General features: G+C 67.4%; 22 protein-coding genes. 15 read left to right on the top strand and 7 right to left on the bottom strand.

The annotated features are described in order from the left end of the window. Positions 1 to 111: 111 nt before the first annotated feature. Entirely contained in the window at positions 112 to 951 is an 840-nt protein-coding gene (locus ACPYN9_RS07245) for a carotenoid biosynthesis protein (RefSeq protein ID WP_424465237.1), read from the top strand. Continuing rightward, entirely contained in the window at positions 948 to 2,471 is a 1,524-nt protein-coding gene (locus ACPYN9_RS07240; RefSeq protein WP_424465235.1) for a phytoene desaturase family protein, read from the top strand. The genes ACPYN9_RS07245 and ACPYN9_RS07240 overlap by 4 nt, the downstream gene beginning before the upstream one ends. A gap of 60 nt (positions 2,472 to 2,531) precedes the next feature. Here the strand turns inward: ACPYN9_RS07240 and ACPYN9_RS07235 are convergent, their stop codons facing one another. Further along, entirely contained in the window at positions 2,532 to 2,906 is a 375-nt protein-coding gene (locus tag ACPYN9_RS07235) for a DUF1844 domain-containing protein (RefSeq protein WP_424465234.1), read from the bottom strand. A gap of 290 nt (positions 2,907 to 3,196) precedes the next feature. Between ACPYN9_RS07235 and infC the strand changes: the two genes are divergently transcribed. The 4 genes from infC to ACPYN9_RS07215 all read left to right on the top strand — a co-directional run bounded on the left by infC (position 3,197) and on the right by ACPYN9_RS07215 (position 5,470). Beyond that, positions 3,197 to 3,868: a translation initiation factor IF-3 gene (gene infC, locus ACPYN9_RS07230; RefSeq protein ID WP_424465479.1), complete on the top strand. Its 672-nt coding sequence runs from the start codon at positions 3,197 to 3,199 to the stop codon at positions 3,866 to 3,868. Beyond that, positions 3,868 to 4,062: a 50S ribosomal protein L35 gene (gene rpmI, locus ACPYN9_RS07225; protein ID WP_158041869.1), complete on the top strand. Its 195-nt coding sequence runs from the start codon at positions 3,868 to 3,870 to the stop codon at positions 4,060 to 4,062. The genes infC and rpmI overlap by 1 nt, the downstream gene beginning before the upstream one ends. Positions 4,063 to 4,102: 40 nt before the next feature. Beyond that, positions 4,103 to 4,489: a 50S ribosomal protein L20 gene (rplT, locus tag ACPYN9_RS07220; protein WP_424465232.1), complete on the top strand. Its 387-nt coding sequence runs from the start codon at positions 4,103 to 4,105 to the stop codon at positions 4,487 to 4,489. 180 nt (positions 4,490 to 4,669) lie between these two features. Further along, positions 4,670 to 5,470: a TrmH family RNA methyltransferase gene (locus tag ACPYN9_RS07215; protein ID WP_424465230.1), complete on the top strand. Its 801-nt coding sequence runs from the start codon at positions 4,670 to 4,672 to the stop codon at positions 5,468 to 5,470. Between the two features lie 123 nt (positions 5,471 to 5,593). Here ACPYN9_RS07215 and ACPYN9_RS07210 read toward each other — a convergent pair whose 3' ends face one another. From ACPYN9_RS07210 to ACPYN9_RS07195, 4 genes are all read right to left on the bottom strand, one after another. After that, entirely contained in the window at positions 5,594 to 6,601 is a 1,008-nt protein-coding gene (locus ACPYN9_RS07210; protein WP_424465228.1) for an amino acid ABC transporter permease, read from the bottom strand. Continuing rightward, complete coding sequence (locus tag ACPYN9_RS07205) at positions 6,598 to 7,251, bottom strand: amino acid ABC transporter permease (protein WP_424465227.1); 654 nt, start codon at positions 7,249 to 7,251, stop codon at positions 6,598 to 6,600. The genes ACPYN9_RS07210 and ACPYN9_RS07205 overlap by 4 nt, the downstream gene beginning before the upstream one ends. 93 nt (positions 7,252 to 7,344) lie before the next feature. Further along, positions 7,345 to 8,256: a glutamate ABC transporter substrate-binding protein gene (locus tag ACPYN9_RS07200; RefSeq protein ID WP_424465225.1), complete on the bottom strand. Its 912-nt coding sequence runs from the start codon at positions 8,254 to 8,256 to the stop codon at positions 7,345 to 7,347. A 66-nt stretch (positions 8,257 to 8,322) separates the two neighbouring features. Beyond that, on the bottom strand, positions 8,323 to 9,072 hold the full coding sequence (locus tag ACPYN9_RS07195) for an amino acid ABC transporter ATP-binding protein (RefSeq protein WP_424465224.1): 750 nt from the start codon (positions 9,070 to 9,072) through the stop codon (positions 8,323 to 8,325). Positions 9,073 to 9,346: 274 nt separating this feature from the next. On the opposite strand from ACPYN9_RS07195, the gene pheS reads away from it, so the two are divergent. Continuing rightward, positions 9,347 to 10,393, top strand: a complete 1,047-nt coding sequence (gene pheS / locus ACPYN9_RS07190) for a phenylalanine--tRNA ligase subunit alpha (RefSeq protein ID WP_424465222.1) — start codon at positions 9,347 to 9,349, stop codon at positions 10,391 to 10,393. A 43-nt stretch (positions 10,394 to 10,436) separates the two neighbouring features. Then, on the top strand, positions 10,437 to 13,004 hold the full coding sequence (gene pheT / locus ACPYN9_RS07185) for a phenylalanine--tRNA ligase subunit beta (RefSeq protein ID WP_424465221.1): 2,568 nt from the start codon (positions 10,437 to 10,439) through the stop codon (positions 13,002 to 13,004). Between the two features lie 93 nt (positions 13,005 to 13,097). On the opposite strand, the gene sufU is transcribed toward pheT, so the two are convergent. Beyond that, positions 13,098 to 13,553 carry a Fe-S cluster assembly sulfur transfer protein SufU gene (gene sufU, locus ACPYN9_RS07180; RefSeq protein WP_424465219.1) on the bottom strand — a complete coding sequence of 152 codons (456 nt, stop codon included), beginning with the start codon at positions 13,551 to 13,553 and terminating at the stop codon, positions 13,098 to 13,100. Next, a complete protein-coding gene (locus ACPYN9_RS07175) occupies positions 13,550 to 14,833 on the bottom strand; it encodes a SufS family cysteine desulfurase (protein ID WP_424465477.1) in 1,284 nt (427 codons plus the stop codon). The genes sufU and ACPYN9_RS07175 overlap by 4 nt, the downstream gene beginning before the upstream one ends. A gap of 228 nt (positions 14,834 to 15,061) precedes the next feature. On the opposite strand from ACPYN9_RS07175, the gene argC reads away from it, so the two are divergent. From argC to tyrS, 7 genes are all read left to right on the top strand, one after another. After that, entirely contained in the window at positions 15,062 to 16,111 is a 1,050-nt protein-coding gene (gene argC, locus ACPYN9_RS07170; RefSeq protein WP_424465217.1) for an N-acetyl-gamma-glutamyl-phosphate reductase, read from the top strand. Next, complete coding sequence (gene argJ, locus ACPYN9_RS07165; protein ID WP_424465216.1) at positions 16,108 to 17,271, top strand: bifunctional glutamate N-acetyltransferase/amino-acid acetyltransferase ArgJ; 1,164 nt, start codon at positions 16,108 to 16,110, stop codon at positions 17,269 to 17,271. The genes argC and argJ overlap by 4 nt, the downstream gene beginning before the upstream one ends. 88 nt (positions 17,272 to 17,359) lie before the next feature. Next, entirely contained in the window at positions 17,360 to 18,250 is an 891-nt protein-coding gene (argB, locus tag ACPYN9_RS07160) for an acetylglutamate kinase (RefSeq protein ID WP_424465215.1), read from the top strand. Between the two features lie 70 nt (positions 18,251 to 18,320). After that, the gene (gene argF, locus ACPYN9_RS07155; protein WP_424465213.1) at positions 18,321 to 19,250 is read left to right on the top strand and encodes an ornithine carbamoyltransferase; all 930 of its coding nucleotides are present in this window, start codon (positions 18,321 to 18,323) and stop codon (positions 19,248 to 19,250) included. A 55-nt stretch (positions 19,251 to 19,305) separates the two neighbouring features. Beyond that, on the top strand, positions 19,306 to 20,505 hold the full coding sequence (locus tag ACPYN9_RS07150; RefSeq protein ID WP_424465211.1) for an argininosuccinate synthase: 1,200 nt from the start codon (positions 19,306 to 19,308) through the stop codon (positions 20,503 to 20,505). 2 nt (positions 20,506 to 20,507) lie between these two features. After that, the gene (gene argH / locus ACPYN9_RS07145; protein ID WP_424465209.1) at positions 20,508 to 21,941 is read left to right on the top strand and encodes an argininosuccinate lyase; all 1,434 of its coding nucleotides are present in this window, start codon (positions 20,508 to 20,510) and stop codon (positions 21,939 to 21,941) included. Positions 21,942 to 22,111: 170 nt separating this feature from the next. After that, positions 22,112 to 23,416: a tyrosine--tRNA ligase gene (tyrS, locus tag ACPYN9_RS07140; protein WP_424465208.1), complete on the top strand. Its 1,305-nt coding sequence runs from the start codon at positions 22,112 to 22,114 to the stop codon at positions 23,414 to 23,416. Positions 23,417 to 23,571 lie beyond the last annotated feature (155 nt).

The raw sequence follows: 23,571 nt of genomic DNA, 5'->3' as shown, positions 1-23,571 counted from the left end.
GATGCGGCTCGTCCTGTATCGAACTGCCGCGTGGCCCACCACCCGGAATGTAAGCGCCAGAACCTCAGACGACGAAGATCCAGAGCCACGACCGAGAGGAACGGACTCAAGATGAACGCCATCACACGACGACTCATGTGGGTGACCCTTGCCGCGGGCATGTTCGTGCAGAGTCTCTTCGCCTTCACCGGCGGTGGGACGGTGCCGCTGACGATCGCGAGCGTCTCCTTGCTGGCCGCGACGGCAGCGCTGCACGCCTGGGCGACTCGGGGCCCGAAGTTCGCCTCCGTGCTCCTCGGCGCGGCAGCGATCGGGTTTTTCGCCGAGGTCATTGGGGTCGCGACGAGCTTCCCGTTCGGCCAGTACATCTACACGCCGTCGCTCGGCTTCTCCCTCTTCGAGGTTCCGCTGATCGTTCCGCTCGCGTGGGTCACGATCGCCTATCCTGCGGTCATCATCGCGCGTCGTCTGGTCGGCACGGCACCGGGCATGCTTCGCCGTGCGGTGCGTGTCGCGGTGGCGGCCTGGGCGCTCACTGCCTGGGACGTCTTCCTCGATCCGCAGATGGTCGACTCGGGGCACTGGGGCTGGAAGCACCCTGACCCGGGTATTCCTGGTGTCGACGGCATCCCCCTCACGAACTTCCTGGGCTGGTATCTCGTGTCGCTCGTCATCTGCGGGCTGATCGACGCGGTGGCCGCGCGCTCGCGGAAGGTGGAGGGCGCACCGAGCGACGCGGTGCCGTTCACCGTCTACCTCTGGACGTATGCCACGTGCGTCGTCGGGAACCTCACCTTCTTCGAGCGGCCGAGCGTCGCGCTCGTGGGCGGCCTCATCATGGGTGCGATTGCAGTGCCCCTGGCCGTGGTGCTCCTGCGGGATCGGCGTGCACGGCGAGCATCTGGTGCGTCGCTCGACTCGGAGGCGAGTCGCGGGGGCGCGACGCGATGACCAGGGTCATTGTTATCGGCGCAGGGGTGGGCGGGCTCGCCTCCGCGGCGCGCCTGTCGGCACTCGGGCACGAGGTCACGGTGCTCGAGCAGGCCGCCTCGATCGGCGGCAAGCTCGGCACGCTCGAACTCGACGGGTTCCTCTTCGACACCGGACCCTCGCTGGTGACCATGCCCTACGTCTTCGAGGAGCTGTTCGAGCAGACTGGGGCCCCGCTCGAGACGGTCCTCGAGCTCCGCAGGCTCGATGTCGCCTGCAGGTACCGCTTCGCAGATGGCACGCAACTCGACATGCCCGGCCGCATCGAGGAGATCCCGGCGGCGCTGGATGCGGCGCTTGGCCAGGGTGCCGGGGAGCAGTGGTCGAAGTTCCTGGGACGTTCCGAGCGGGTCTGGGACATCGCGCGGGGTCCTTTCCTGGAGTCTCCCATCGACGCGGCGGGCGTCGCGGCGCTCGCGGCGAATCCGCTGTCGCTCCTGCGCGTCGCCCCGTGGCGAAGCCTGCGCGGCTTCGGAGCGCAGGACCTCACAGACCCGCGCCTGCGTGCCCTGCTCGACCGATACGCGACGTACACCGGCTCCGACCCGAGGCGGGCCCCGTCGGCCCTGGCGACGGTCCCGTACGCCGAGCAGGCGTACGGGTCCTGGTACGTGCCGGGAGGCCTGTGGCGTCTCGGGGCTGCCATTGCCGACCGGGCGACCGAACGGGGTGCCCGCATCCGCACCGGGGTGGAGGTGACGCGCATCCTGCAGGAGGGAACGCGGGTGTCGGGCGTCGAGACCTCAGACGGGGAGCGGATCCTCGCCGACATCGTTGTCGCGAACGCCGACGCGGAGACCGTGTACGGGGAGTTGCTGCAGAGCGAGGGGGCCCGGCGCGCGGCCCACCAGCACGCGAAGCTGGACCCGTCGCTCTCCGGGTTCGTGCTGCTGCTCGCGCTCGACGGGCTCGACGCCGCGCCGTTCGAGCACGGCGAGGCGACGCACCACCGGGTGCTCTTCGCGGAAGACTACGACGCCGAGTTCGACGCCGTCTTTGGCGTCGGGTCGCGGGCGGGGGCAGGGCCGCAGCCGGTCGAGCGGCCGACGATCTACATTGCAGCCCCGGACGACCCGGAGACGGTTCCCGGCGAGGGGAGCGGGGCGTGGTTTGTGCTGGTCAATGCGCCGCGCCACGACCCGGAGCGCGGGGTCGACTGGGACGCTCCTGGACTCGCGGAGCGCTACGCCGCATCGCTGCTCGACCTCATGGCCGAGCGTGGCGTGGACGTGCGTGAGCACGTGCGATGGATGCGCATCCGCACGCCGGCGGACATCGAGCGCGACACGCGGTCGCCAGGTGGTTCGATCTACGGCACCGCATCCAACGGCGCGAGGGCCTCATTCCTGAGGCCAGCGAATCGTCAGCCGGTCGAGGGGCTCTATCTCGTCGGGGGATCCGCGCACCCCGGTGGGGGACTCCCGCTGGTGACCCTGTCTGCCGCGATCGTGGCAGAGCTGATCGGACCAGCTGGCGCGTGACCGGCGGTGCGGAGCTCGCTCCCCGAGCGGCGACGGCCGCGCCTCGGGGAGCGAGGTCGCTCAGCCGTAGACGGGGCCGGTGAGGTCCTCGCCCGGTCCCTTGCCGACGGCGTCGGGGTGGTCGGAGGCTTCGCGGAACGCGAGCTGCAGCGAGCGGAGCCCGTCGCGCAGGGGGCGTGCGTGATGGTCGCCGAGGTACGGAAGGCTGGCGGTGAGCAACCCGGCGAGGGCCGAGATGAGCTTGCGTGCCTCATCGAGGTCGAGCTCGTCCTCGCCGCTCTCCTCGTCGAGGCCGCATGCCACGGCGGCGGCGCTCATGAGGTGGACGGCGGTCGTCGTGATCAGCTCCACCGCGGGCACTTCGCCGATGTCGCGACGCAGATCACCGTATTCGGGATCGGAAGCGGAGGGGGTTTCGAGAGAGGCGTCGGTCACGCTGGTCCTTTGTGCGGAGTTCTGGTAATGTGGCGAGCGGTTTCTGCTGTGCAGAGGCCACGAAAGAGGATTCGTCCCACCCGCGCAAACCGCTCTACGTAGGTTACCGGGTTGCTCCACTCCCTTCCCGAACGGCCCTTGGGCTACACGGGGAGCGGCCACAGGATCCGCAGGAGTCGCACGCAGTGCGGCGCAGGCGGGCCAGGTGGTGTTGGGTGGAAACACGCTGCGAGCGCAGTGCTGTTGGTGTGACGCCTCCTTTCCACATTCAGTGAAGTCAGGAGCCTTCCATCAGCGAACCACGTACCAATGACCGCATCCGTGCCAGTGAAGTCCGCCTTGTCGGCCCGGGCGGTGAGCAGGTCGGAGTAGTCAAGCTCGAGATGGCCCTGCGCCTCGCGCAGGAGTCTGAGCTCGACCTCGTCGAGGTCGCCCCCAACTCGAAGCCTCCCGTCGCCAAGATCATGGATTACGGGAAGTTCAAGTACGAGGCCGCCCAAAAGGCGAAGGAAGCGCGCCGCAACCAGGCGAACACGGTCCTCAAGGAGGTCCGCTTCCGTCTGAAGATTGACGCCCACGACTACGAGACCAAGCGCAAGCGCGCCATCGGCTTCCTCGAAGACGGCGACAAGGTGAAGGCCATGATCCAGTTCCGTGGTCGCGAGCAGTCGCGCCCCGAGATGGGTGTGCGCCTGCTCCAGCGCTTCGCTGAAGAGGTTTCGGAGTACGGCACCGTCGAGTCCAATCCAACGATCGATGGCCGCAACATGGTCATGATCATCGGCCCGTTCCGCAACAAGTCCGACGTGAAGGCCGACGCTTCCGCAAAGCGGAACGCCGCCAGAGAAGCGTCGCGGGCGGCCAAGCACGGGCAGCCGTCACAAGGCGAAGCTGCACAACCAGCTGCACACGAAGCTGCGACAGAGTCTGCAGCACAGGCTGCAACAACAGAGGAGAAGTAATGCCGAAGCAGAAGACCCACTCGGGCGCCAAGAAGCGCTTCAAGGTCACCGGAAGCGGCAAGATCATGAAGCAGCAGGCTGGCATGCGCCACAACCTCGAGGTGAAGGCACCTGGCCGCAAGGCTCGCCTCAACCAGGACCAGGTCCTGTCCCCGGCTGACGCCAAGGTCGCCAAGAAGCTGCTCGGCCACTAAGCCGCACCGCACACACACTTACTGAGGAGAATCAACACACATGGCACGTGTAAAGCGGGCGGTCAACGCCCAGAAGAAGCGTCGCGTCATTCTTGAACGCGCATCCGGCTACCGTGGACAGCGCTCGCGCCTGTACCGCAAGGCCAAGGAGCAGGTCATCCACTCGATGGTCTACTCGTACCGTGACCGTCGTGCCAAGAAGGGCGAGTTCCGTCGCCTCTGGATCCAGCGCATCAACGCTGGGGCGCGCGCCAACGGCCTCACGTACAACCGCTTCATCCAGGGCCTCGGCCTTGCCGGCATCGAGGTCGACCGCCGCATCCTGGCCGAGCTCGCCGTGAACGAGCCCGCCACGTTCGCGGGTCTCGTCGAGGCAGCCAAGCAGGCGCTCCCGGCCGACACGTCGGCCCCGCGCGCAGCGGCGTAGTCGTCTCCACGGTCATACTGGCCGTATGAACATGCGGCCGAGAGTCCAGCTCTCGGCCGCATTTTCTTTTGCCCTGGGAGCTGCCCGCCGTCCGCCGAACCGGACGCGGAGCCCCGGGGGCCCGAACCGCCTCCCCTCAAGCCATGCAGCGCGCCTCGTGCGCAGGAAGAAGTCGACACCATGATCGAGAGCCCGCGCAACGCGCGTGTCAAGGAAGTCAGGAAGCTCGCGCAGAAGTCGGAGCGCCAGGAGACCGGCCTCTTCGTCATCGAGGGGCCGCAGGCGGTGCGCGAGGCGCTCGTCTCGCGTCCCGAGCTCATTGAGGAACTGTTCGTCACGCCAACGGCGCTCGAGCGCCACTCGGAGCTGCGTGGCCTCGCCGAGGAGGCGCAGCTCGAGGTCGACTTCGCGAGTGAGGAAGCCATCGACGCGATGGCTGACACTCGCACGCCGCAGGGGGTCATCGCCGTCTGCCGCCAGTTCCCCGCCTCGATCCGGGATGCGCTGAGCGGCTCCCCGAAGCTCGTCGCGATTCTTGAAGAGGTGCGCGACCCGGGCAACCTGGGCACGATCATCCGTGCCGCTGACGCCGCCGGAGCGGACGCCGTGATCCTGACCGGCCGCACGGTTGACCTCTACAACTCGAAGGTCGTGCGCTCGAGCACCGGGTCGATCTTCCACCTGCCGATCGCCGTGGAGGTCACCCTCGACGTCGCGGCGTCACGTGCCCGCGACGCGGGACTTCGCGTGGTGGCGGCGGACATCGATGGGGGAGACCTGCTCGCGGCCCGCGAGTCGGGCGAGCTTGCGCAGCCGACGGCCTGGCTGTTCGGCAATGAGGCCCGCGGCCTCGACGATGAGCAGCTTGCGTACGCGGATGCGACGCTGAGCGTGCCGATCTACGGGCAGGCCGAGTCGATGAACCTCGCGACGGCGGCGTCCGTGTGCCTTTACGAGAGTGCCTTCGCGCAGCGTTCGTAGTCGACCTCGAACGGGCGCACCGAAGACGACTGGGCCCGGGCGCCGACACAGCAAAGAGCTCCCCGCGAGCCGCACTGAGCAAGTCAGTGCCGCCCGCGGGGAGCTCTTCTGCGTGGGGCGCGCCTAGAGGCGGTCGCCGTCGCTCTTCTTGCGAAGCTCGCTCTGGCGCTGCGCCTCGGCCGTTTCGTGCTTGGCCCTCTGCCGCTCTTCTTCCTCGAGCTCCAGAACATCGGACTGCTGGACGAGGATGAGCTCGGTGTCGGTCACGTTGCCGGCGTTCCCCACGGGCTTCGCCTCGACGTCCGTCGTTCCCTGCACCTTGGGGTTCGCGGAGATGCGCTTCTGCGCGACGGTCGCGAGCCACGACAGCAGGACGCAGGTGAGGATGTACACCGTCCCGATGACGATGGTGACCGGGATGTACGGCGTGCCGTAGTTGAGCTGGCTGCCGATCAGCTTCGCCAGGTAGAGCAGCTCGTTGTACGTGATGATCGACCCGAGTGCGGTGTCCTTCAGCGTCACGACGAGCTGCGCGATGATGACCGGCAGCATCGAGCGGATCGCCTGCGGCAGCAGGATGAGCTGCATGACGCCGGTCTTGCGCAGGCCGATGGCGTAACCGGCCTCGGACTGGCCGCGAGGCAGGGCCTCGACGCCGCTTCGGATGACCTCCGAGAGCACCGACCCGTTGTAGGCGATCAGCGCGATGACGACGGCCCAGTAAGGGTCCATCCGTACGCCGAGGCCCGGGAGGGCGTAGTAGAGGAGCATCATCAGGATCAGCACGGGGATCGCGCGCAGGACCTCGACGACGACGGTCACCGGGATGCGCACCCAGGCGTGGTCGGAGAGGCGTCCGATAGCGAGGATGAAGCCGAGCGCGAGCGCGCCCACCGCCGCGACGAGGAAGGCGCTCAGCGTGGCCCACAACGCCTGCGCGATCTGAGTCCAGATCGCCGCGTAGCCGAAGATCTGCCATTTGTTGGCGCTGAGGTTGCCGGTGACGCCGAGGCGGTAGACGATCAGCGCAGCGAGGGCCACCACCACTGCCACGGTGACGACACTGAGGATTCGGTTCCGTACGAGTGCCCTGGGGCCTGGTACGTCGTAGAGCACCGATGTCTGGCTCATCGTGCAACCTTCCAGTGTCGTTCGAGCGCGTTCTGCACCCAGGAGAGCAGGAGAACCAAGGCGACGAACACCGCGGCGACGACGAGCAGGACCCCAAGGGCATCTTCGCCCCGTTCGCTCATGTTGGCGCGGATGCTGCCGAGGTTGACGACCGAGAACCCTGCGGCGACAGTCGTGTTCTTGAGCAGTGCGATCAGCACGCTCATCATCGGCGGAACGACCGCGCGTGCGGCCTGCGGCAGCACGATGAGCGACATGACCTGTCCGAAGGGGAGCCCGATGGCTCGGGCAGCTTCAGCCTGGCCGACCGGAACGGTGTTGATGCCGCTTCGCAGCACTTCGGCGACGTAGGTGGCGGTGTAGATGCCCAGGGCGAGGATGCCGAGCGTGAGGTAGTCCGCCTGTCCGATCGGGAAGAGGACGGGCACCGCGAACGCGAAGATGAAGAAGACGAGCGTGAGCGGTGTGTTGCGGATGATGTTGACGTATGCGGCCCCGACCATCTGCGCGATAGGGACCGGCGAGACTCGCATGGCGCCGACGACAAAGCCGAGGACCAACGCGAGCAAGGCGCCGCCGAAGAAGAGGATCAGTGTCCCCACGAGGGAGGCTCCCCAGAGGTCGAGGTGGTTCGTGATGAGGTCGAACACGCTCGCCTTCCTTTCTGAGACCGGGCGCGGAGCGCCCTAGGTGCGAACGAGCGGCGGCGAGATGTCGTGTCTCGCCGCCGCTCGCCTGTGGGATTAGTAGCGGTCGGGCGCTGGCTGCGTGACCGTGGTGCCGGACGAGCCGAGGTTGTAGTCGAAGATCGACTGCCAGACGTCGCCGCCCTCTTCGAGGGTGGTGTTGAAGTGGTCGCGCAGAGCGTCGTCGCCCTTCGCGAGGCCGATGCCGTAGAGCTCGGTGCTGAACGGCTCACCGACGACCTTGAGCTGCTCAGGGTTCTGAGCTGCGTAGCCGATGAGGATGGCCTCGTCGGTCGTGACCGCGTCGACCTGGCCGTTCACGAGCGCCTCGACGCACTCCGAGTACTTCTCGAACTCGGTGGTCTTGACCTCTGGGTACTTCTCGCGGATGTTCTGGATGGGCGTAGAGCCGGTTGCCGAGCAGACGTTGGTCTCGGCGCTCAGGTCGTCGACGCCCGTGATCTCCGAGTCCGCGCCGACGAGGAGGCCCTGGCCCGTCTCGAAGTACGGTCCGGCGAAGTCGATCTGGTCCTTGCGCTTGTCGGTGATCGAGTACGTGCCGACGTAGTAGTCGATGTCGCCGTTGATGATCGCCTGCTCGCGGTTCGCGGACGGGATCGCCTTGAACTCGATGTTCTCTTCCGAGACGCCAAGCGATGCTGCCATCCAGCGCGCGACGTCGACGTCGAAGCCGGTGCGCTCACCGGTCACTGCGTCGAGGTAGCCGAGGTTCGGCTGGTCTTCCTTGACGCCGACGACGACCTTGCCACCGGCTGCGGTGATCTTGTCGAACGTGGGCGATCCCTCGAGCGCGACGTCGGTCGCGACGTCGAAGACGGGTGCGTCACCGGTTGTGGTGCCTTCGGTGCCACCACCAGCCGACGGCGGAGCGCCTTCGGCGCAGCCGGTCAGCACGAGCGAGGCCAGGATGCCTGCGCCGAGAATGGCGCCGAGCTTGGTCTTTCGCATTTCTTCTCCTTCTGTTGGAAGTCTGTTGTGTCCTGCGGGACGGTCGAGGCGCGACAGCGCCGACGGTCAGTGGGTGATGAGCTTGGAGAGGAAGTCCTTCGCGCGGTCCGTCTTCGGGTGCGTGAAGAAGTCTTCTGGGGCCTGGTCCTCGAGCACCTGGCCGTCGGCCATGAAGACGACGCGGTCGGCCGCCTTGCGGGCGAAGCCCATCTCGTGGGTCACAACGATCATCGTCATGCCCTCCTTTGCAAGGTCAACCATGACGTCGAGGACCTCGTTGATCATCTCGGGGTCGAGGGCGCTGGTGGGCTCATCGAAGAGCATCACCTTCGGCTTCATTGCCAGGGCGCGTGCGATAGCGACGCGCTGCTGCTGACCGCCGGACAGCTGGGCCGGGTACTTGGCAGCCTGATGGCCGATGCCGACGCGGTCGAGAAGCACCTTTGCTTCCTTCTCGGCGTCTGCCCTCGACAGCTTGCGGACCTTGATCGGTCCGAGCGCCACGTTCTCGAGGATGGTCTTGTGGGCGAAGAGGTTGAAGGACTGGAACACCATTCCGACGTCAGCCCGCAGCGCGGCGAGTGCCTTCCCTTCCTTGGGTAGCACCTTCCCGTCGATGCGGATTTCCCCCGAGGTGATCGTCTCGAGTCGATTGATCGTTCGGCAGAGCGTCGATTTGCCCGAACCGGAGGGTCCGATGACGACGACGACCTGACCGCGCTCGACGCTGAGGTTGATGTCCTTCAGGGCGTGGAATTCACCGTAGTGCTTCTCGACGTGGTCAACGACGACGAGGGGCTCGCTCTGATTTTGCATGGTGTGATTCCACCACAGCGGCAGAGCCGGTCGGCGCTCATTTCTCGTTTTCGAAACGAGATGGTTACCTGATCGGCGCCAGACGGGCGCAGTTTCGGTGCTCATGCGTACACCTCGACCCTGGAAGATCACCGGATTTTCGCGGATCTTGACCGCGTGAGAGCGCGAAGCAGGATTCTCACCGATACGACGACACGGTGCCTCCCGCGGAGTGAGAATGCATGATTCTGGGGGCTGGAGCCGTTGTCTCCGCGGTTCGCTAAACTCGACCCTTGTGTCTGACGCCTCATCGAACCCCATCACGCCGGAAGCCGTCGGCTCCGCGGTCGACGCGGCGCTCGCCGCCATCGCCGCGGCGCCCGACCTCACAGCGCTCAAGCGCGTCCGCGCGGACCACCTGGCGGAAGGCTCGGCGCTCGCATCGCTGAACGCCGCCATGCGCTCCGTGCCGAAAGAGAGCAAGAAGGAGGCCGGCCAGCTCATCGGGCAGGCCCGCGCCCGGGTCAATGACGCCTTTGCAGCGCGTGAAGGCGAGCTCGCGCAGGCCGAGGCCGCCGCTCGCCTCGCGGCCGAGACGGTCGATGTGACCCTCGCGCGCCCGGCTCGCGCCACTGGTGCGCGGCATCCGCTCACCGTGCTGCAGGACCGCGTGAGCGACATCTTCGTCGGCATGGGGTGGGAGATCGCGGAAGGGCCTGAGCTGGAAAGCGAGTGGTTCAACTTCGACTCGCTCAACTTCGACGCCGACCACCCGGCTCGTGCCATGCAGGACACCTTCTTCGTGGAGCCCGCCGATCGCCACCTGGTACTGCGCACGCACACCTCGCCGGTCCAGATGCGCTCGCTCATCCAGCGGGGCGTTCCCCTGTACGTGCTCGCTCCCGGTCGGACGTACCGCACCGACGAACTCGACGCGACGCACACCCCCGTCTTCACCCAGTTCGAGGGCATTGCCATCGACAAGGGGCTCACCATGGCGCACCTGCGAGGCACGCTCGAGCACTTCGCGACGTCGATGTTCGGCGACGAGGCGCGCATCCGCCTCCGCAACAACTACTTCCCGTTCACGGAGCCCAGCGCTGAGATGGACATCTGGCACCCGGGTGCGAAGGGTGGCCCGCGCTGGATCGAGTGGGGCGGATGCGGCATGGTCCACCCCAACGTGCTGCTCGCGGCCGGCGTCGACCCAGAGGAGTACCAGGGATTCGCGTTCGGCATGGGCGTCGAGCGCACCCTGATGTTCCGCAATGCGCTCACCGACATGCGAGACATGGTCGAGGGCGACGTCCGCTTCAGCACCCAGTTCGGAACGGTGATCTAGTCATGCGTGCCGCTGCAAACTCCCAGAACGAAGGTCTCATCTGATGCGCGCCCCGCTCTCCTGGCTCCGCGAGTACGCGGAGATCCCGGTCTCTGTCTCGCCGGCTTCGGTGCTCGACGCGTTCGTTCGCGTCGGGCTCGAGGATGAAGCCGTCCACGGCACCCAGCTGCAGGGGCCGATCGTTGTCGGCGAGGTGCTCTCGGCGGAGCCGGAGCCGCAGTCGAACGGCAAGACCATCAACTGGTGCCAGGTGCGTGTCGCGCCGGAAGGTCAGCTCGCCGCAGACGGCGGAGCTGACGTTCGCGGCATCGTCTGCGGCGCGCACAACTTCGGCGTCGGTGACTCGGTTGTCGTCACGCTCCCAGGAGCTGTGCTTCCCGGTGACTTCGCCATCGCGGCTCGCAAGACCTACGGGCACGTTTCCGACGGGATGATCGCGTCGCAGCGTGAGCTCGGCATGGGCGATGACCACGAGGGCATCATCGTGCTCTCGCGCCTCGGCGTCAGCGCGGCTCCGGGAACAGATGCGATCGAGCTGCTTGGTCTCACCGAGCAGGCGGTCGAAGTCAACGTCACGCCCGACCGCGGCTACGCCATGTCGATCCGGGGTCTCGTCCGCGAGTACTCGAACGCGACCGGTGCGGCCTTCAGCGACCCGGCGCTGCGTCCGCAGCTCGAGTCGATCCTGGCCGACGCCATCGCTTCGGATGCTCGAGATGTGCGCGTGCCCGTGTCGATCGATGACGACGCATCAGTTCGTGACCAGCCCATGGCTCCGGTCTTCGTGGGACTCGTGGTCGAGGGCATCGACGCGACGCGTCCGACGCCAACATGGATGGCGCAGCGCCTGCGCCTCGCGGGCATCCGTCCGCTTGGGGTCGCGATCGACATCACCAACTACGTCATGCTCGAGCTTGGACAGCCCATCCACGGCTACGACCTCGACAAGCTCCGCGGCGGCATCCGCGTGCGGCGTGCGACCGAGGGCGAGCAGCTGACGACGCTCGATGGCAAGGAGCGCACGCTCAGCGCCGAGGATATTCTCATCACCGACGACCGTGGACCGATCGGTCTCGCAGGTGTCATGGGTGGCGAGGAGACCGAGCTCAGCGCCGAGACGCGCAACGTCTTCATCGAGGCGGCCTCGTTCTCGCCCATCTCGATCGCGCGCACCGCACGCAGGCATAAGCTGCCGAGTGAGGCGTCGCGCCGCTTCGAGCGTCGCGTCGATCCGCGCGTCGCGCAGCCGGCAGCGGCCCGCGTCGCGGAGTTGCTCGTCGAGCACGCAGGCGGCCGCGTTGTGCGCGCCGGAAGCGTGCACGAGCAGATCCCTGCCCCGGAGTCTCTGACCCTGCCCGTTGATGCGGCATCACGCATCATGGGGGTCGACTACACGCTCGACGAGACGATCGGCGCCCTGCGTGCGGTCGGGTGCGAGGTCTGGGAAGAGGCGGAGGGCCTGCTGGGGGTGACGGTGCCAAGTTGGCGAGGCGACCTCACCGAGCCGGTCACGCTCGTCGAGGAGATCGGGCGTCTGTGCGACTTCGAGCGCATCCCGTCGCGCCTCCCGGTCGCGCCTCCGGGACGCGGCCTCACTCGCGAGCAGCGCCTGCGTCGAGCCGCGGCCGACGTGCTTGCCGCATCCGGTGCCGTCGAGGTGCAGAGCTACCCGTTTGTGGCCGAGGCGGACACGGTGACCTTCGGTCGACCCGACGAGGGCGAGGTCGCCGCCGTCAAGCTCGCGAACCCGCTCGACCCGCGCGCCGCCTGGCTCCGCACGAGCCTGCTGCCTGGGCTCCTGACGATCGCGCACCGCAATGTGTCACGAGGCCTCACCGACCTTGCGATCTTCGAGACGGGCACCGTCTTCAAGCCGGAGTCTGGCGTCGTCTACGGCGTCGACGAGGTCCCCGCTGTGGCCCAGCGCCCCACTCCGGAGCGCCTCGCGGAGCTCGAAGCCGGTCTCCCGCCGCAACCCCGGCATGCCGCCGGTGTCGTGCTCGGTCAGCGTGAGCCGAAGCGGCCAGGTCATGTACCGGTCGCGGCCTCTTGGGAGGATGCGCTCGAGCTTGTCGCGCAGCTGGGACTCGCGACCGGCGCCGAGATCCTGGTTCGACAGGGCACGCATCGTGCCTTCCACCCCGGACGGTGCGCGGAGCTCTTCGTCAGCCAGGGCCTCGACGAGGTTGTGGTCGGCTTCGCGGGTGAGGTGCACCCCGAGATCGCCGAGGCCTCCGACCTCCCGCGCGTCGTCGCGGCCTTCGAGGTCAACCTGGACGCGGTCATTGAGCTCGCCCGCCGAGAGGTGCTTCCGGAGCCGATCTCGACGTTCCCTGCCGCCACGCAGGACTTGAGCCTTGTGGTGGATGCGGCTGTGCCGGCCGTCGAGGTGTCGAACGCCGTGAGCGAGGGCGCTGGCCCGCTGCTCGAGCAGCTCACGATCGTCGACGACTACCGAGGGTCGGGACTCGAGGACGGACAGAAGAGTCTCACGTTCGCGCTGCGGTTCCGTGCGACCGATCGCACGCTGACGGCGGCGGAGGCGAGCGAGGCGAAGGAAGCGGGCGCGGCCCTGGCCGCGGAGCGCTTCGGCGCGACCATGCGAGCCTGACGGACGAGCGTCTGAACGCCATCGCCCGGTCCCCTTGAGGGGCCGGGCGATGGTGCGTGGTAGGGGCGCGCTGCACCTGCGTCGACGTGGGCCTCAGCGTTCGCGCGAGACCGCTGCCTCCTTGAGGCTCGCTTCGAGGGCCACCCACGAGAGCATGGCGCACTTGACCCGCATGACGAACTTGGCGACGCCTTGGAACGCGACCGCGTCCTCGAGCAGGTCCTCGTCGGGTTCCGAACCGTCACGAGTCCGCAGCATGAGTCGGAAGGCGGCGACGAGTTCCTCGATCTCGGCCGTCGACTTCCCGACGGCGAGCTCGCTCAGCACGGAGGCCGATGCCATGGAGATGCTGCAGCCGTCGCCTTGCCACGCGAGCTGTGCAAGGCCGGTGCCGTCCTCGTCGAGCTTCACGCGCACGGTGATCTCGTCGCCGCAGCTGGGGTTGCGTTCGAAGTGCTCCGCGTCGGCGTCTGGGAGGGGGCCGTCGCCGGCCCGCTTCTTCGAGTGCTCCAGGATGAGCTGCTGGTACAGGCCGTCGAGGGCGCTCACGCGTCGACTCCGAACCAGGCGCGGATCTGCCCGACCGCGAAGAGAAGCCGGTCGATGTCGTCTTTGGTGGTGTAGAGGTAGCTGCTCGCGCGGGTGGACGCGGTGAGCCCGAGTCGTCGGTGCAGCGGCTGTGCGCAGTGGTGTCCACCGCGAACCGCGATCCCCTTGGAGTCCAGGAACTGCGTGACGTCATGGGAATGGACGCCCTCGACCTCGAAGCTCACAAGGCCTGCGCGAGGGACGCCGGCGGGCTCACCGATGACGCGCACGCCCGGGATCGCAGACAAACCGTCGAGCAGCACCTGACCCATTTCGGCCTCGTGTGCCGCTACGGCATCCATGCCGACTGCCTCGAGGTAGCGCACGGCCTCGGCGAGCGCGACGACCTGCGAGACCGGCTGCGTTCCCGCCTCGAAGCGCGTCGGGGGAGCCATGAAGTCGCTCTCCTCCATGGTGACGGTCGTGATCATCGAGCCACCGGTGCGCGCTGGCGGGAGCGCATCCAGCATTTCGGCCCGACCATAGAGCACGCCGACGCCGTTGGGCGCGAGCATCTTGTGGCCGGAGAACGCCGCGAAGTCAACACCGATCGCTGGGAAGTCGACCGAGAGGTGCGGCACCGACTGACAGGCGTCGAGGACGACGATCGCGCCAGCCTCATGGGCGAGCTCGGTGAGGCGCGCGGCGTCCGCGATCAGCCCCGTCACGTTCGAGACGTGTGCAAAGGCGAAGATCTTGGTGCGCGTGGAGATGCGAGCCGCCGCGTCCTCGACGGTCCAGGTGCCGCGGTCGTTGACGGGCACGTACACGAGCGTCGCCCCCGTGTCGAGGGCAAGCTGCTGCCACGGGACGAGGTTCGCGTGGTGCTCGGCCTCCGTGATGAGAATCTCGTCGCCTTCGCCGATCGCAAGGCGGGATGCGCGCGGGCCGCCGCGCCCGGCGCTCGCGATGCGGATACCTCCGGTGACGAGGTTGATGGCGTCGGTTGCGTTGAGCGTCCACGAGACCTGCTCTGCTGCGGCACCCACGAAGCGGGCGACGGTCTCGCGCGCATCCTCGAACGCCACCGTCGACAGCGCAGCAAGCGTGTGGGCGCCGCGATGGACCGCAGCGTTCTCCCGCTCCAGGAAACGACGTTCCACGTCAAGAACCTGCCTGGGTCGCTGTGACGTCGCGCCGGAGTCGAGATATACGAGAGGCTCCCCGTTCACCTCCTGGTCGAGGATCGGGAAGTCCTTCCGCAGCTCAAGCACTCGGCTGTCACTCAGCGGGCTCGGCATCGACCGGGACCCGGTCTCGCGCGCGGGGGATGCTGCGTCTTCGGTGTTCAGTGTCACGTCGTCCTCTCGTTGGCCGAGCGCCGTGCACGCGTCAGCGTCGCGGCCTCAACCCGTCAAGCCTACGAGTGCAACGACGAGAGTGTCTCCGACATTCCCTGTGCGGACCTCATGGCGCCTCGCGAGCACCGCCGAACGAGCGTGGGGGTGGCACCGCCTAGGATGAACGGCATGGCTTTCTCCGTTGCAGTAGCAGGGGCGAGCGGGTACGCAGGCGGCGAGCTCCTGCGCATTCTCGCCTCGCACCCCGAGCTCGAGGTCCGCACCGTCACCGCGCACGCCAACGCGGGTGAGCGGCTGCTCCGCGTGCATCCTCATCTCGCGAGCTATGCCGACCTGGTGCTGCAACCGACCACCGCCGAGGTGCTGCGCGGACACGACGTCGTCTTTCTGGCCCTGCCGCACGGTGCATCCGGAGCGATTTCGGCCGAGCTCGGCGACGACACGCTGGTCATCGACTGCGGAGCTGACCACCGCCTCGAGCGCGAAGAGGACTGGGCCGAGTACTACGGAGGCGACTTCTTCGGCACCTGGGCCTACGGTCTCCCAGAGCTCGAGCTGGCGGGCGGTGACGACAAGCAGCGCGCGAAGCTCGCGGACGCGAAGCGCGTCGCCGTGCCTGGTTGCAACGTGACGGCCATCACCCTGGCACTCGCGCCGGCGATCCACCGCGGACTGGTGCATGCGACGGACCTCACCGCGGTGCTCGCCGTCGGCCCATCTGGCGCGGGGAAGAAAGCGGCCGTCTCGCTCCTCGGGTCTGAGCTCATCGGCTCGGCGAACCCCTACGCGGTCACCGGAGGCCACCGACACAACCCAGAAGTTCGGCAGAACCTGAGGCGCGCGGGTGGAACCGAGGTCTCGCTGGCGTTTACCCCGGTGCTCGTTCCCATGGCACGCGGCATCCTCGCAACCGCGACCGCCCGCCTCGCGGACGGCGTTGACTCTGCTGCGCTGCGTGCCGCGTACGAGGAGTCCTACGGCGGTGAGCGCTTCGTGCAGCTCCTCCCAGAAGACGAGTGGCCGCGCACGGGCGATGTGACCGGGTCGAACCGCGCCTCCATCGGTATCGGCGTCGACGAGCGCGCCGGCCGCCTCGTCGCGGTCGCGGCGATCGACAATCTCGGTAAGGGCACCGCGGGAGCGGCGGTGCAGTCAGCGAACATCGCCCTGGGACTCGAGGAGTCCCTCGGCCTTCCCCTGGACGGAGTGGCACCGTGAGCGTGACCGCAGCAGCAGGCTTCCGAGCGTCCGGCGTCGCAGCCGGCATCAAGTCCGAAGGGCGTCGCGACGTCGCGCTGGTGGTGAACGACGGACCCAGCGCTGCCTGCGCGGCCGTGTTCACGAGCAACCGCTGCAAGGCGAATCCGATCCTCTGGTCGCAGGAGGCGATCAAGGGCGGATCGATCTCGGCGATCGTGCTGAACTCCGGTGGAGCGAACTGCTACACGGGCTCATTCGGCTTCCAGACGACGCACCAGACGGCGGAGGCCGTCGCGGCGAGGCTGGGCATCGGTGCAGGGGACGTGCTCGTGTGCTCGACCGGACTCATCGGGGTCGGCGACCAGACCTTCCGTGACGGCGTGCTGCGCGGGGTCGAACTCACATCGGACTCGCTCGCAGACACCCCCGAGGCGGGCGACGAGGCCTCGCTCGCCATTATGACCACCGATTCGAAGCCGAAGCGCTCCGTGCGCGAAGGCGAAGGCTACGTGGTCGGCGCCATGGCGAAGGGCGCCGGCATGCTCGCGCCAGGTCTCGCGACGATGCTCGTCGTGATCACGACCGACGCGGACCTCGAGTCCGCTGCACTCGATCGTGCGCTCCGCGCTGCGACACGGGTGACGTTCGACCGCGTCGACTCGGACGGCTGCATGTCGACCAACGACCAGGTCACGCTCATGGCCTCGGGCGCCAGCGGCGTGACGCCCGACGAGGCTGCGTTCACGACGGTGCTCACCGAGGTGTGCGCGGATCTGGCCCGCCAGCTGCAACAGGATGCTGAGGGCGCCAGCCACGACGTGACCATCACGACGATCGGGGCGGCGACCGAACAGGATGCGCTGGACGCCTCACGCGCCGTCGCTCGCTCGAACCTCTTCAAAGCGGCTATTTTCGGAAACGACCCCAACTGGGGGCGAGTGCTCGCGGCAGTCGGCACGACCGACGCGGAGTTCGACCCGCAGGCGCTCGACGTCACGATCAACGGCGTCATGGTGTGCCGTGCAGGCACACCACACGAGCCGGTCGACCTCGTCGACCTCACCCCGCGCGACACGACCGTCCTCATCGACCTGCACGCGGGCGTGAGCGAGGCCACCATCCTCACCAACGACCTGACGCACGACTACGTGCACGAGAACAGCGCGTACTCGTCCTGACGAGCGGTGCACGTGCCGACGAGCAGCGCGTCTGCGACGCGGATGCCTGAAGAGCCAGACGGTTTCTGACCGGCCCGAAAGGGGCAGCATGACCACTCCCGACCTGTACGAGAAGGCGACCTCCAAGGTCGAGACGCTCATCGAGGCACTGCCGTGGATGCAGGAGTTCGCGGGCAGAGTCCTCGTCATCAAATTCGGCGGCAACGCCATGGTCGACGCTGAGCTGTTCGAGGCGTTTGCGTCTGACATCGCTTTCCTCCGCTACGCCGGGATCAAGCCGGTCATTGTGCATGGAGGCGGACCGCACATCTCGCGGATGCTCGGAAAGCTGCGTATCGAGAGCGAGTTCAAGGACGGCTACCGGGTGACCAGCGAGGAGGCCATGGAGGTCGTCCGCATGGTTCTCGGCGGTCAGGTCGCGCGGGAGCTGGTGGCGGCCATCAACGAACGGGCGCCGATCGCGGTGGCAACGAGCGGCGAAGACGCCGGTCTGTTTCAGGCCAGGCGCAAGAAGCTCACCATCGACGGCGAGAGCGTCGACCTCGGTCTGGTCGGCGAGATCGAGACGGTCGACCCGACCGTCGTCAAGGCCGACATCGCGGCCGGACGCATCCCGGTCGTCTCGTCGATCGCGAGTGACATCGACTCGCCTCGCAAGGCGCTCAACATCAACGCGGACCGAGCCGCGTCAGCGCTCGCGCAGGCGCTCGGCGCGGCGAAGCTGATCATGCTGACCGATGTCGCGGGCCTCTATCGTGACTGGCCCGACATCGACTCGCTCATCTCGGAGATCCGTCTCGACGAGCTCAAGACCCTGCTCCCGACGCTCTCTGCCGGCATGATCCCCAAGGTGCAGGCGTGCATCGAAGCCGTCGAAGGCGGCGTCGACCAGGCCGCGATCATCGACGGCCGAGTGCCGCACTCGATGCTCCTCGAGATCTTCACGACCGAGGGCTTCGGCACCAAGGTCTCCGTGTGATGTGCGGCCAGGAGCGGCGACGCCGCCTCAACCTCCGCCCTCGTTCCACCACCCACCGAAAGGCCACCCTGTGATCCGCCATTTCCTCCGCGACGACGACCTCACTCCAGCAGAGCAGCGCGAAGTCCTTGAGCTCGCTGCGAGGCTCAAGCGCGATCGCTTCTCGGCACGGCCGCTCGAGGGACCGCGCAGTGTGGCCGTGATCTTCGACAAGACTTCGACCCGTACCCGGGTCTCGTTCCACGTGGGAATCTCTGAACTCGGGGGCTCGCCGCTCATCATCTCGACGGCGTCCAGCCAGCTCGGCGGGAAGGAGACCGCCTCCGACACCGCTCGAGTGCTCGAGCGCCAGGTCGCCGCGATTGTGTGGCGCACCTACGCGCAGAGCGGGCTCGAGGAGATGGCGAACGGCGCACTGGTCCCGGTCGTGAACGCGTTGAGCGACGACTTCCACCCGTGCCAGCTCCTGGCCGACCTGCTGACCGTCACGGAGCACCTCGGGGATCCTGCTGGTCGCACGCTGGTGTTCCTGGGCGACGGCGAGAGCAACATGGGCCACTCCTACCTGCTCGCCTGCGCGACGGCGGGGATGCATGTCCGCATCGCGGCCCCCGAGGGGTACCAGCCGCGAGCTGACGTCGTCGCAGACGCCGAGCGCATCGCCGCCCAGACCGGTGGCTCCGTGCTCGTGGGCTCCGACATCGATGCGCTGGTCGCGGGAGCGGACGTCGTGGTCACCGACACCTGGGTCTCCATGGGGCGCGAAGACGAGAAGCAGCGTCGCATCGACGCGCTCAGCGCCTACCGGGTCACGGAGGCGACGATGGCGAAGGCTGCAGACGGAGCCATTTTCCTGCACTGCCTCCCCGCAGACCGAGGCTACGAGGTCGATGCAGCCGTCATCGACGGTCCGCAGTCGGTCATCTGGGACGAAGCCGAAAACCGCCTGCACGCGCAGAAGGCGTTGCTCGTCTGGCTGCTCGCCAAAGCCGCGGCCTGATCCGCGCATCCACCGCACATAGACTGAACCCAAGACTCAAACGCTAGGAGCATTGATGACGGAACGCGTCGTTCTCGCATACTCCGGAGGTCTCGACACCTCCGTCGGCATCGGTTGGCTGAAGGACGCCACCGGCAAGGACGTGGTCGCACTCGCGATCGACGTCGGCCAGGCCGGTGAGGACATGGAGAAGGTGCGACAGCGAGCCCTCGACTGCGGCGCAGTCGAGTCGGTGGTCGTGGATGCGCGCGAGGAGTTCGCGAGTGACTACATCGTGCCCGCGCTCAAGGCGAACGCGCTCTACCAGAAGCGCTACCCGCTCGTGTCCGCGCTCTCCCGTCCGCTGATTGCGAAGCACCTTGCGAAGACCGCTCGCGAGCTCGGAGCGGACTCGATCGCGCACGGCTGCACCGGGAAGGGCAACGACCAGGTCCGCTTCGAGGCGGCTGTCGCCGCGGTGGCGCCTGAGCTGACCTCGATCGCACCGGTGCGCGACCTCGCGCTCACGCGCGACAAGGCCATCGTCTACGCGCAGGAGCACAACCTCCCGATCGAGCAGTCGAAGAAGAGCCCCTACTCGATTGACCAGAACGTCTGGGGCCGCGCTGTGGAGACCGGGTTTCTCGAGGACCCGTGGAACCCGCCGATCGAGGACCTCTACACGTACACACAGGACCCCGATGTGACCCGCGAGCCCACCGAGGTCACGGTCACCTTCGATCAGGGAGTTCCCGTCAAGGTCAACGGCGAGGCGCTGTCGCCCATCCAGGTCGTCGAGCTCATGAACAAGCTCGCCGGCGACCAGGGTGTGGGCCGTATCGACGTCGTCGAGGACCGCCTGGTCGGTATCAAGAGCCGTGAGATCTACGAGTCCCCGGCAGGTCTCGCGCTCATCGAGGCACACGAGCACCTGGAAGATCTGACGCTTGAGCGCGATGTGGCTCGGTACAAGCGCGGCATCGAGGCCGAGTGGTCGAACCTGGTCTACGACGGCCTCTGGTTCTCCGGCCTCAAGCGCTCGCTCGACGCGTTCATCAACCACACGCAGGAGCACGTTTCCGGAGAGGTGCGCATGACGCTGCACGGCGGGCGTGCAGTCGTGACGGGTCGTCGCTCGGAAGAGTCGCTCTACGACTACAGCCTTGCGACCTACGACACCGGCGACACCTTCGACCAGTCGCACGCGAAGGGCTTCATCGAGCTGTGGAGTCTGCCGTCGAAGATCTCGGCCCGCCGCGACAAGCCGGAGCTCTGAGCATGGTCGCAGCCGAGGGCGACGCGAAGTCCGGGGGAGTGACCACACCCGGCGCGCTCTGGGGTGGTCGCTTCAGCGACGGGCCGTCACCGGAGCTTGCGCGCCTGTCGAAGTCGACGCACTTCGACTGGCAGCTCGCGACGTACGACATCGCCGGCTCGCGGGCGCACGCTGATGCGCTCGCGGCCGCGGGCTATCTTGACGAGGCTGAGCTCGCCGGCATGCTGGATGCGCTCGGCGAGCTCGAGCGGCGAGTGGGCGCGGCGGAGTTCGTGGCTGCCGAGGACGACGAAGACGTGCACGGAGCGCTCGAGCGTGGGCTGATCGAGATCGCCGGCCCAGAGCTCGGCGGCAAGCTGCGCGCCGGGCGAAGCCGCAACGACCAGATCGCGACCTTCGTGCGCATGTACCTGCGCGACCACAGTGCGACAATCGCAGAGCAGGTGCGCACGCTCGTGGAGGTACTCGCGCAGCAAGCGGAACAGAACCTCCAGGTCATCATGCCTGGCCGCACGCACCTGCAGCACGCGCAGCCGGTGCTGCTCTCGCATCACCTGCTGGCGCATGCGTGGCCGCTGGTGCGTGACCTGGATCGGCTGCGCGACTTCGATCGCCGACTCGACGAGTCGCCGTATGGTGCCGGCGCACTCGCGGGCTCGACGCTCGGCCTCGATGCGGTCCGCGTCGCGCGCGAGCTGGGCTTCGCATCCTCGTCACCGAACTCGATCGACGCGACGGCCAGTCGCGACCTCGTGGCGGAGTTCGCCTTCATCGCGGCACAGATCGGCATCGACCTCTCGCGGCTGTCTGAGGAGATCATCCTCTGGAACACGAAGGAGTTCGGGTTCGTCACGCTGCACGATGCCTACTCGACCGGGTCGAGCATCATGCCGCAGAAGAAGAACCCTGACATCGCCGAGCTCGCTCGCGGCAAGGCAGGGCGCCTCATTGGCAACCTGACGGGACTCCTGGCGACGCTCAAGGCGCTCCCGCTTGCGTACAACCGCGATCTGCAGGAAGACAAAGAGCCGATCTTCGACTCCGTGGAGACGCTCGAGCTGGTCCTCCCCGCGTTCACGGGCATGGTGGCGACGCTCACCTTCCATGGTGAGCGGATGCGCGAGCTCGCGCCGCAGGGCTTCTCGCTGGCGACCGACGTGGCGGAGTGGCTCGTGAAGCGTCAGGTGCCGTTCCGGATCGCTCACGAGGTGTCCGGTTCCATGGTGCAGGCCGCGGAATCCAAGGGCGTCGACCTCGACGGGCTCACGGACGAGGAGATCTCGGCGGTGTCCGAGCACCTCTCACCTGAGGTTCGCGAGGTGCTCGTGGTCGATGGCTCGGTCGCAACACGCGATGGTCGTGGCGGCACAGCTCCGATTCGTGTCGCTGAGCAGATCGTCGAGCTCCGCGAGCGGCTGGCGTCGCTGACGTCCTAGGCGCTACGCGCGAGGGGCTCTTCGAAGTTCCCCGAGAGGGACCGCCCCCGGCAGCTCATGTGCTGCTGGGGGCGGTCCTTGCTCGTTCTTCGCCGGAAGGCGTCGTGTCGGTTCGCCTCGCCGACGTGGAGGCCAACGCGGACGCGTGAACTGCTTGATACGGTTGGCCGGTGACTACGCGTGATCTGACGACCCAGCACAACGACGCGACGTTCGAGCACGTCATCGACGAGCTCGAGTGGCGCGGGTTCATCCACGTCTCGACCGATCTGGCCGAGCTCAAGGAGCGGATGAACGAAGGGCCGATCACGTACTACTGCGGGTTCGACCCGACCGCACCGAGCCTGCACCTCGGGCATCTCGTGCAGCTGATTCTGCTTCGTCGGCTGCAGCTCGCGGGTCACAAGCCCCTGGGGCTTGTCGGCGGTTCGACGGGGCTCATCGGTGACCCGCGGCCGACCGCCGAGCGCACGCTCAATTCCCGAGAGACCGTGGCCGAGTGGGTCGAAGGGCTGCGCGGGCAAATCGACGGCTACCTCTCGTTCGAGGGGGACAACGCGGCCCGCATGGTGAACAACCTCGACTGGACGGCGCCACTCTCGGCCATCGACTTCCTTCGTGAGATCGGCAAGCACTTCCGGGTGGGCTCGATGCTCAAGAAGGACGCCGTCTCGGCGCGGCTCAACTCCGAGGCGGGCATCTCGTACACGGAGTTCAGCTACCAGATCCTGCAGGCGATCGACTTCCTCGAGCTGCATCGCAACTACGGCTGTGTACTCCAGACCGGCGGCAGCGACCAGTGGGGCAACCTGACCTCGGGGGTCGACCTGATTCGTCGCACCGAGGGGACCAGCGTGCATGCGCTCGGCACGCCGCTCATCACGAACTCGGATGGCACGAAGTTCGGCAAAAGCGAAGGCAACGCGATCTGGATCGACGCTGCGCTGACGAGTCCGTACGCGTTCTACCAGTTCTGGCTCAACACCGATGACGCCGATGTCATTGCGCGGCTCAAGATCTTCACGTTCCTGACCCGTGCAGAGATCGCGGATCTCGAGGAGCTGGTCGAGGCTGAGCCGTTCAAGCGCGTCGCGCAGAAAACACTCGCCTCGAAGGTGACATCTCTGGTCCACGGTGAAGCCGCTACAGAAGCCGTGATCGCCGCTTCGGCCGCGCTCTTCGGCCAGGGCGAGCTCACCGCACTCGACGGGGAGACCCTGCGCTCGGCGATCATCGAGCTCCCGAACGCGGAAGTCGCAGAGGGAACCTCGGTTGCGCAGGCACTGGTTGACACCGGGCTCGCCAAGAGCCTTGGCGATGCACGTCGCGGAATCTCGCAGGGCGGCGTCTCGCTCAACAACGAGCGAGTTGCCGATGAGGCCGCGGTCTTGTCCGAGTCGGCGTCGCTCGCCGGCGGCGTGGCGGTGCTCCGCCGAGGCAAAAAGACCCTCGCAGGGCTGATTTTCCGGGCCTAACGGGGGAGCGGGCGTGTGTTGACACGCCCGGGATGCGCTACGAGTTGTGCGCCGACCCGGCCGTGCGTAAAGTAATCACTCGTCAGGCCGACGGAGCGAAACGCGAGAGCGGGTCGCACGGGCCAGGCATCCGAACGAAAGATCAGCATCTGCCA

The organism is Pseudoclavibacter helvolus, assembly GCF_049707175.1.
Taxonomy (GTDB): domain Bacteria; phylum Actinomycetota; class Actinomycetes; order Actinomycetales; family Microbacteriaceae; genus Pseudoclavibacter; species Pseudoclavibacter helvolus_A.
This window is presented reverse-complemented; position numbering and strand designations above follow the sequence as displayed.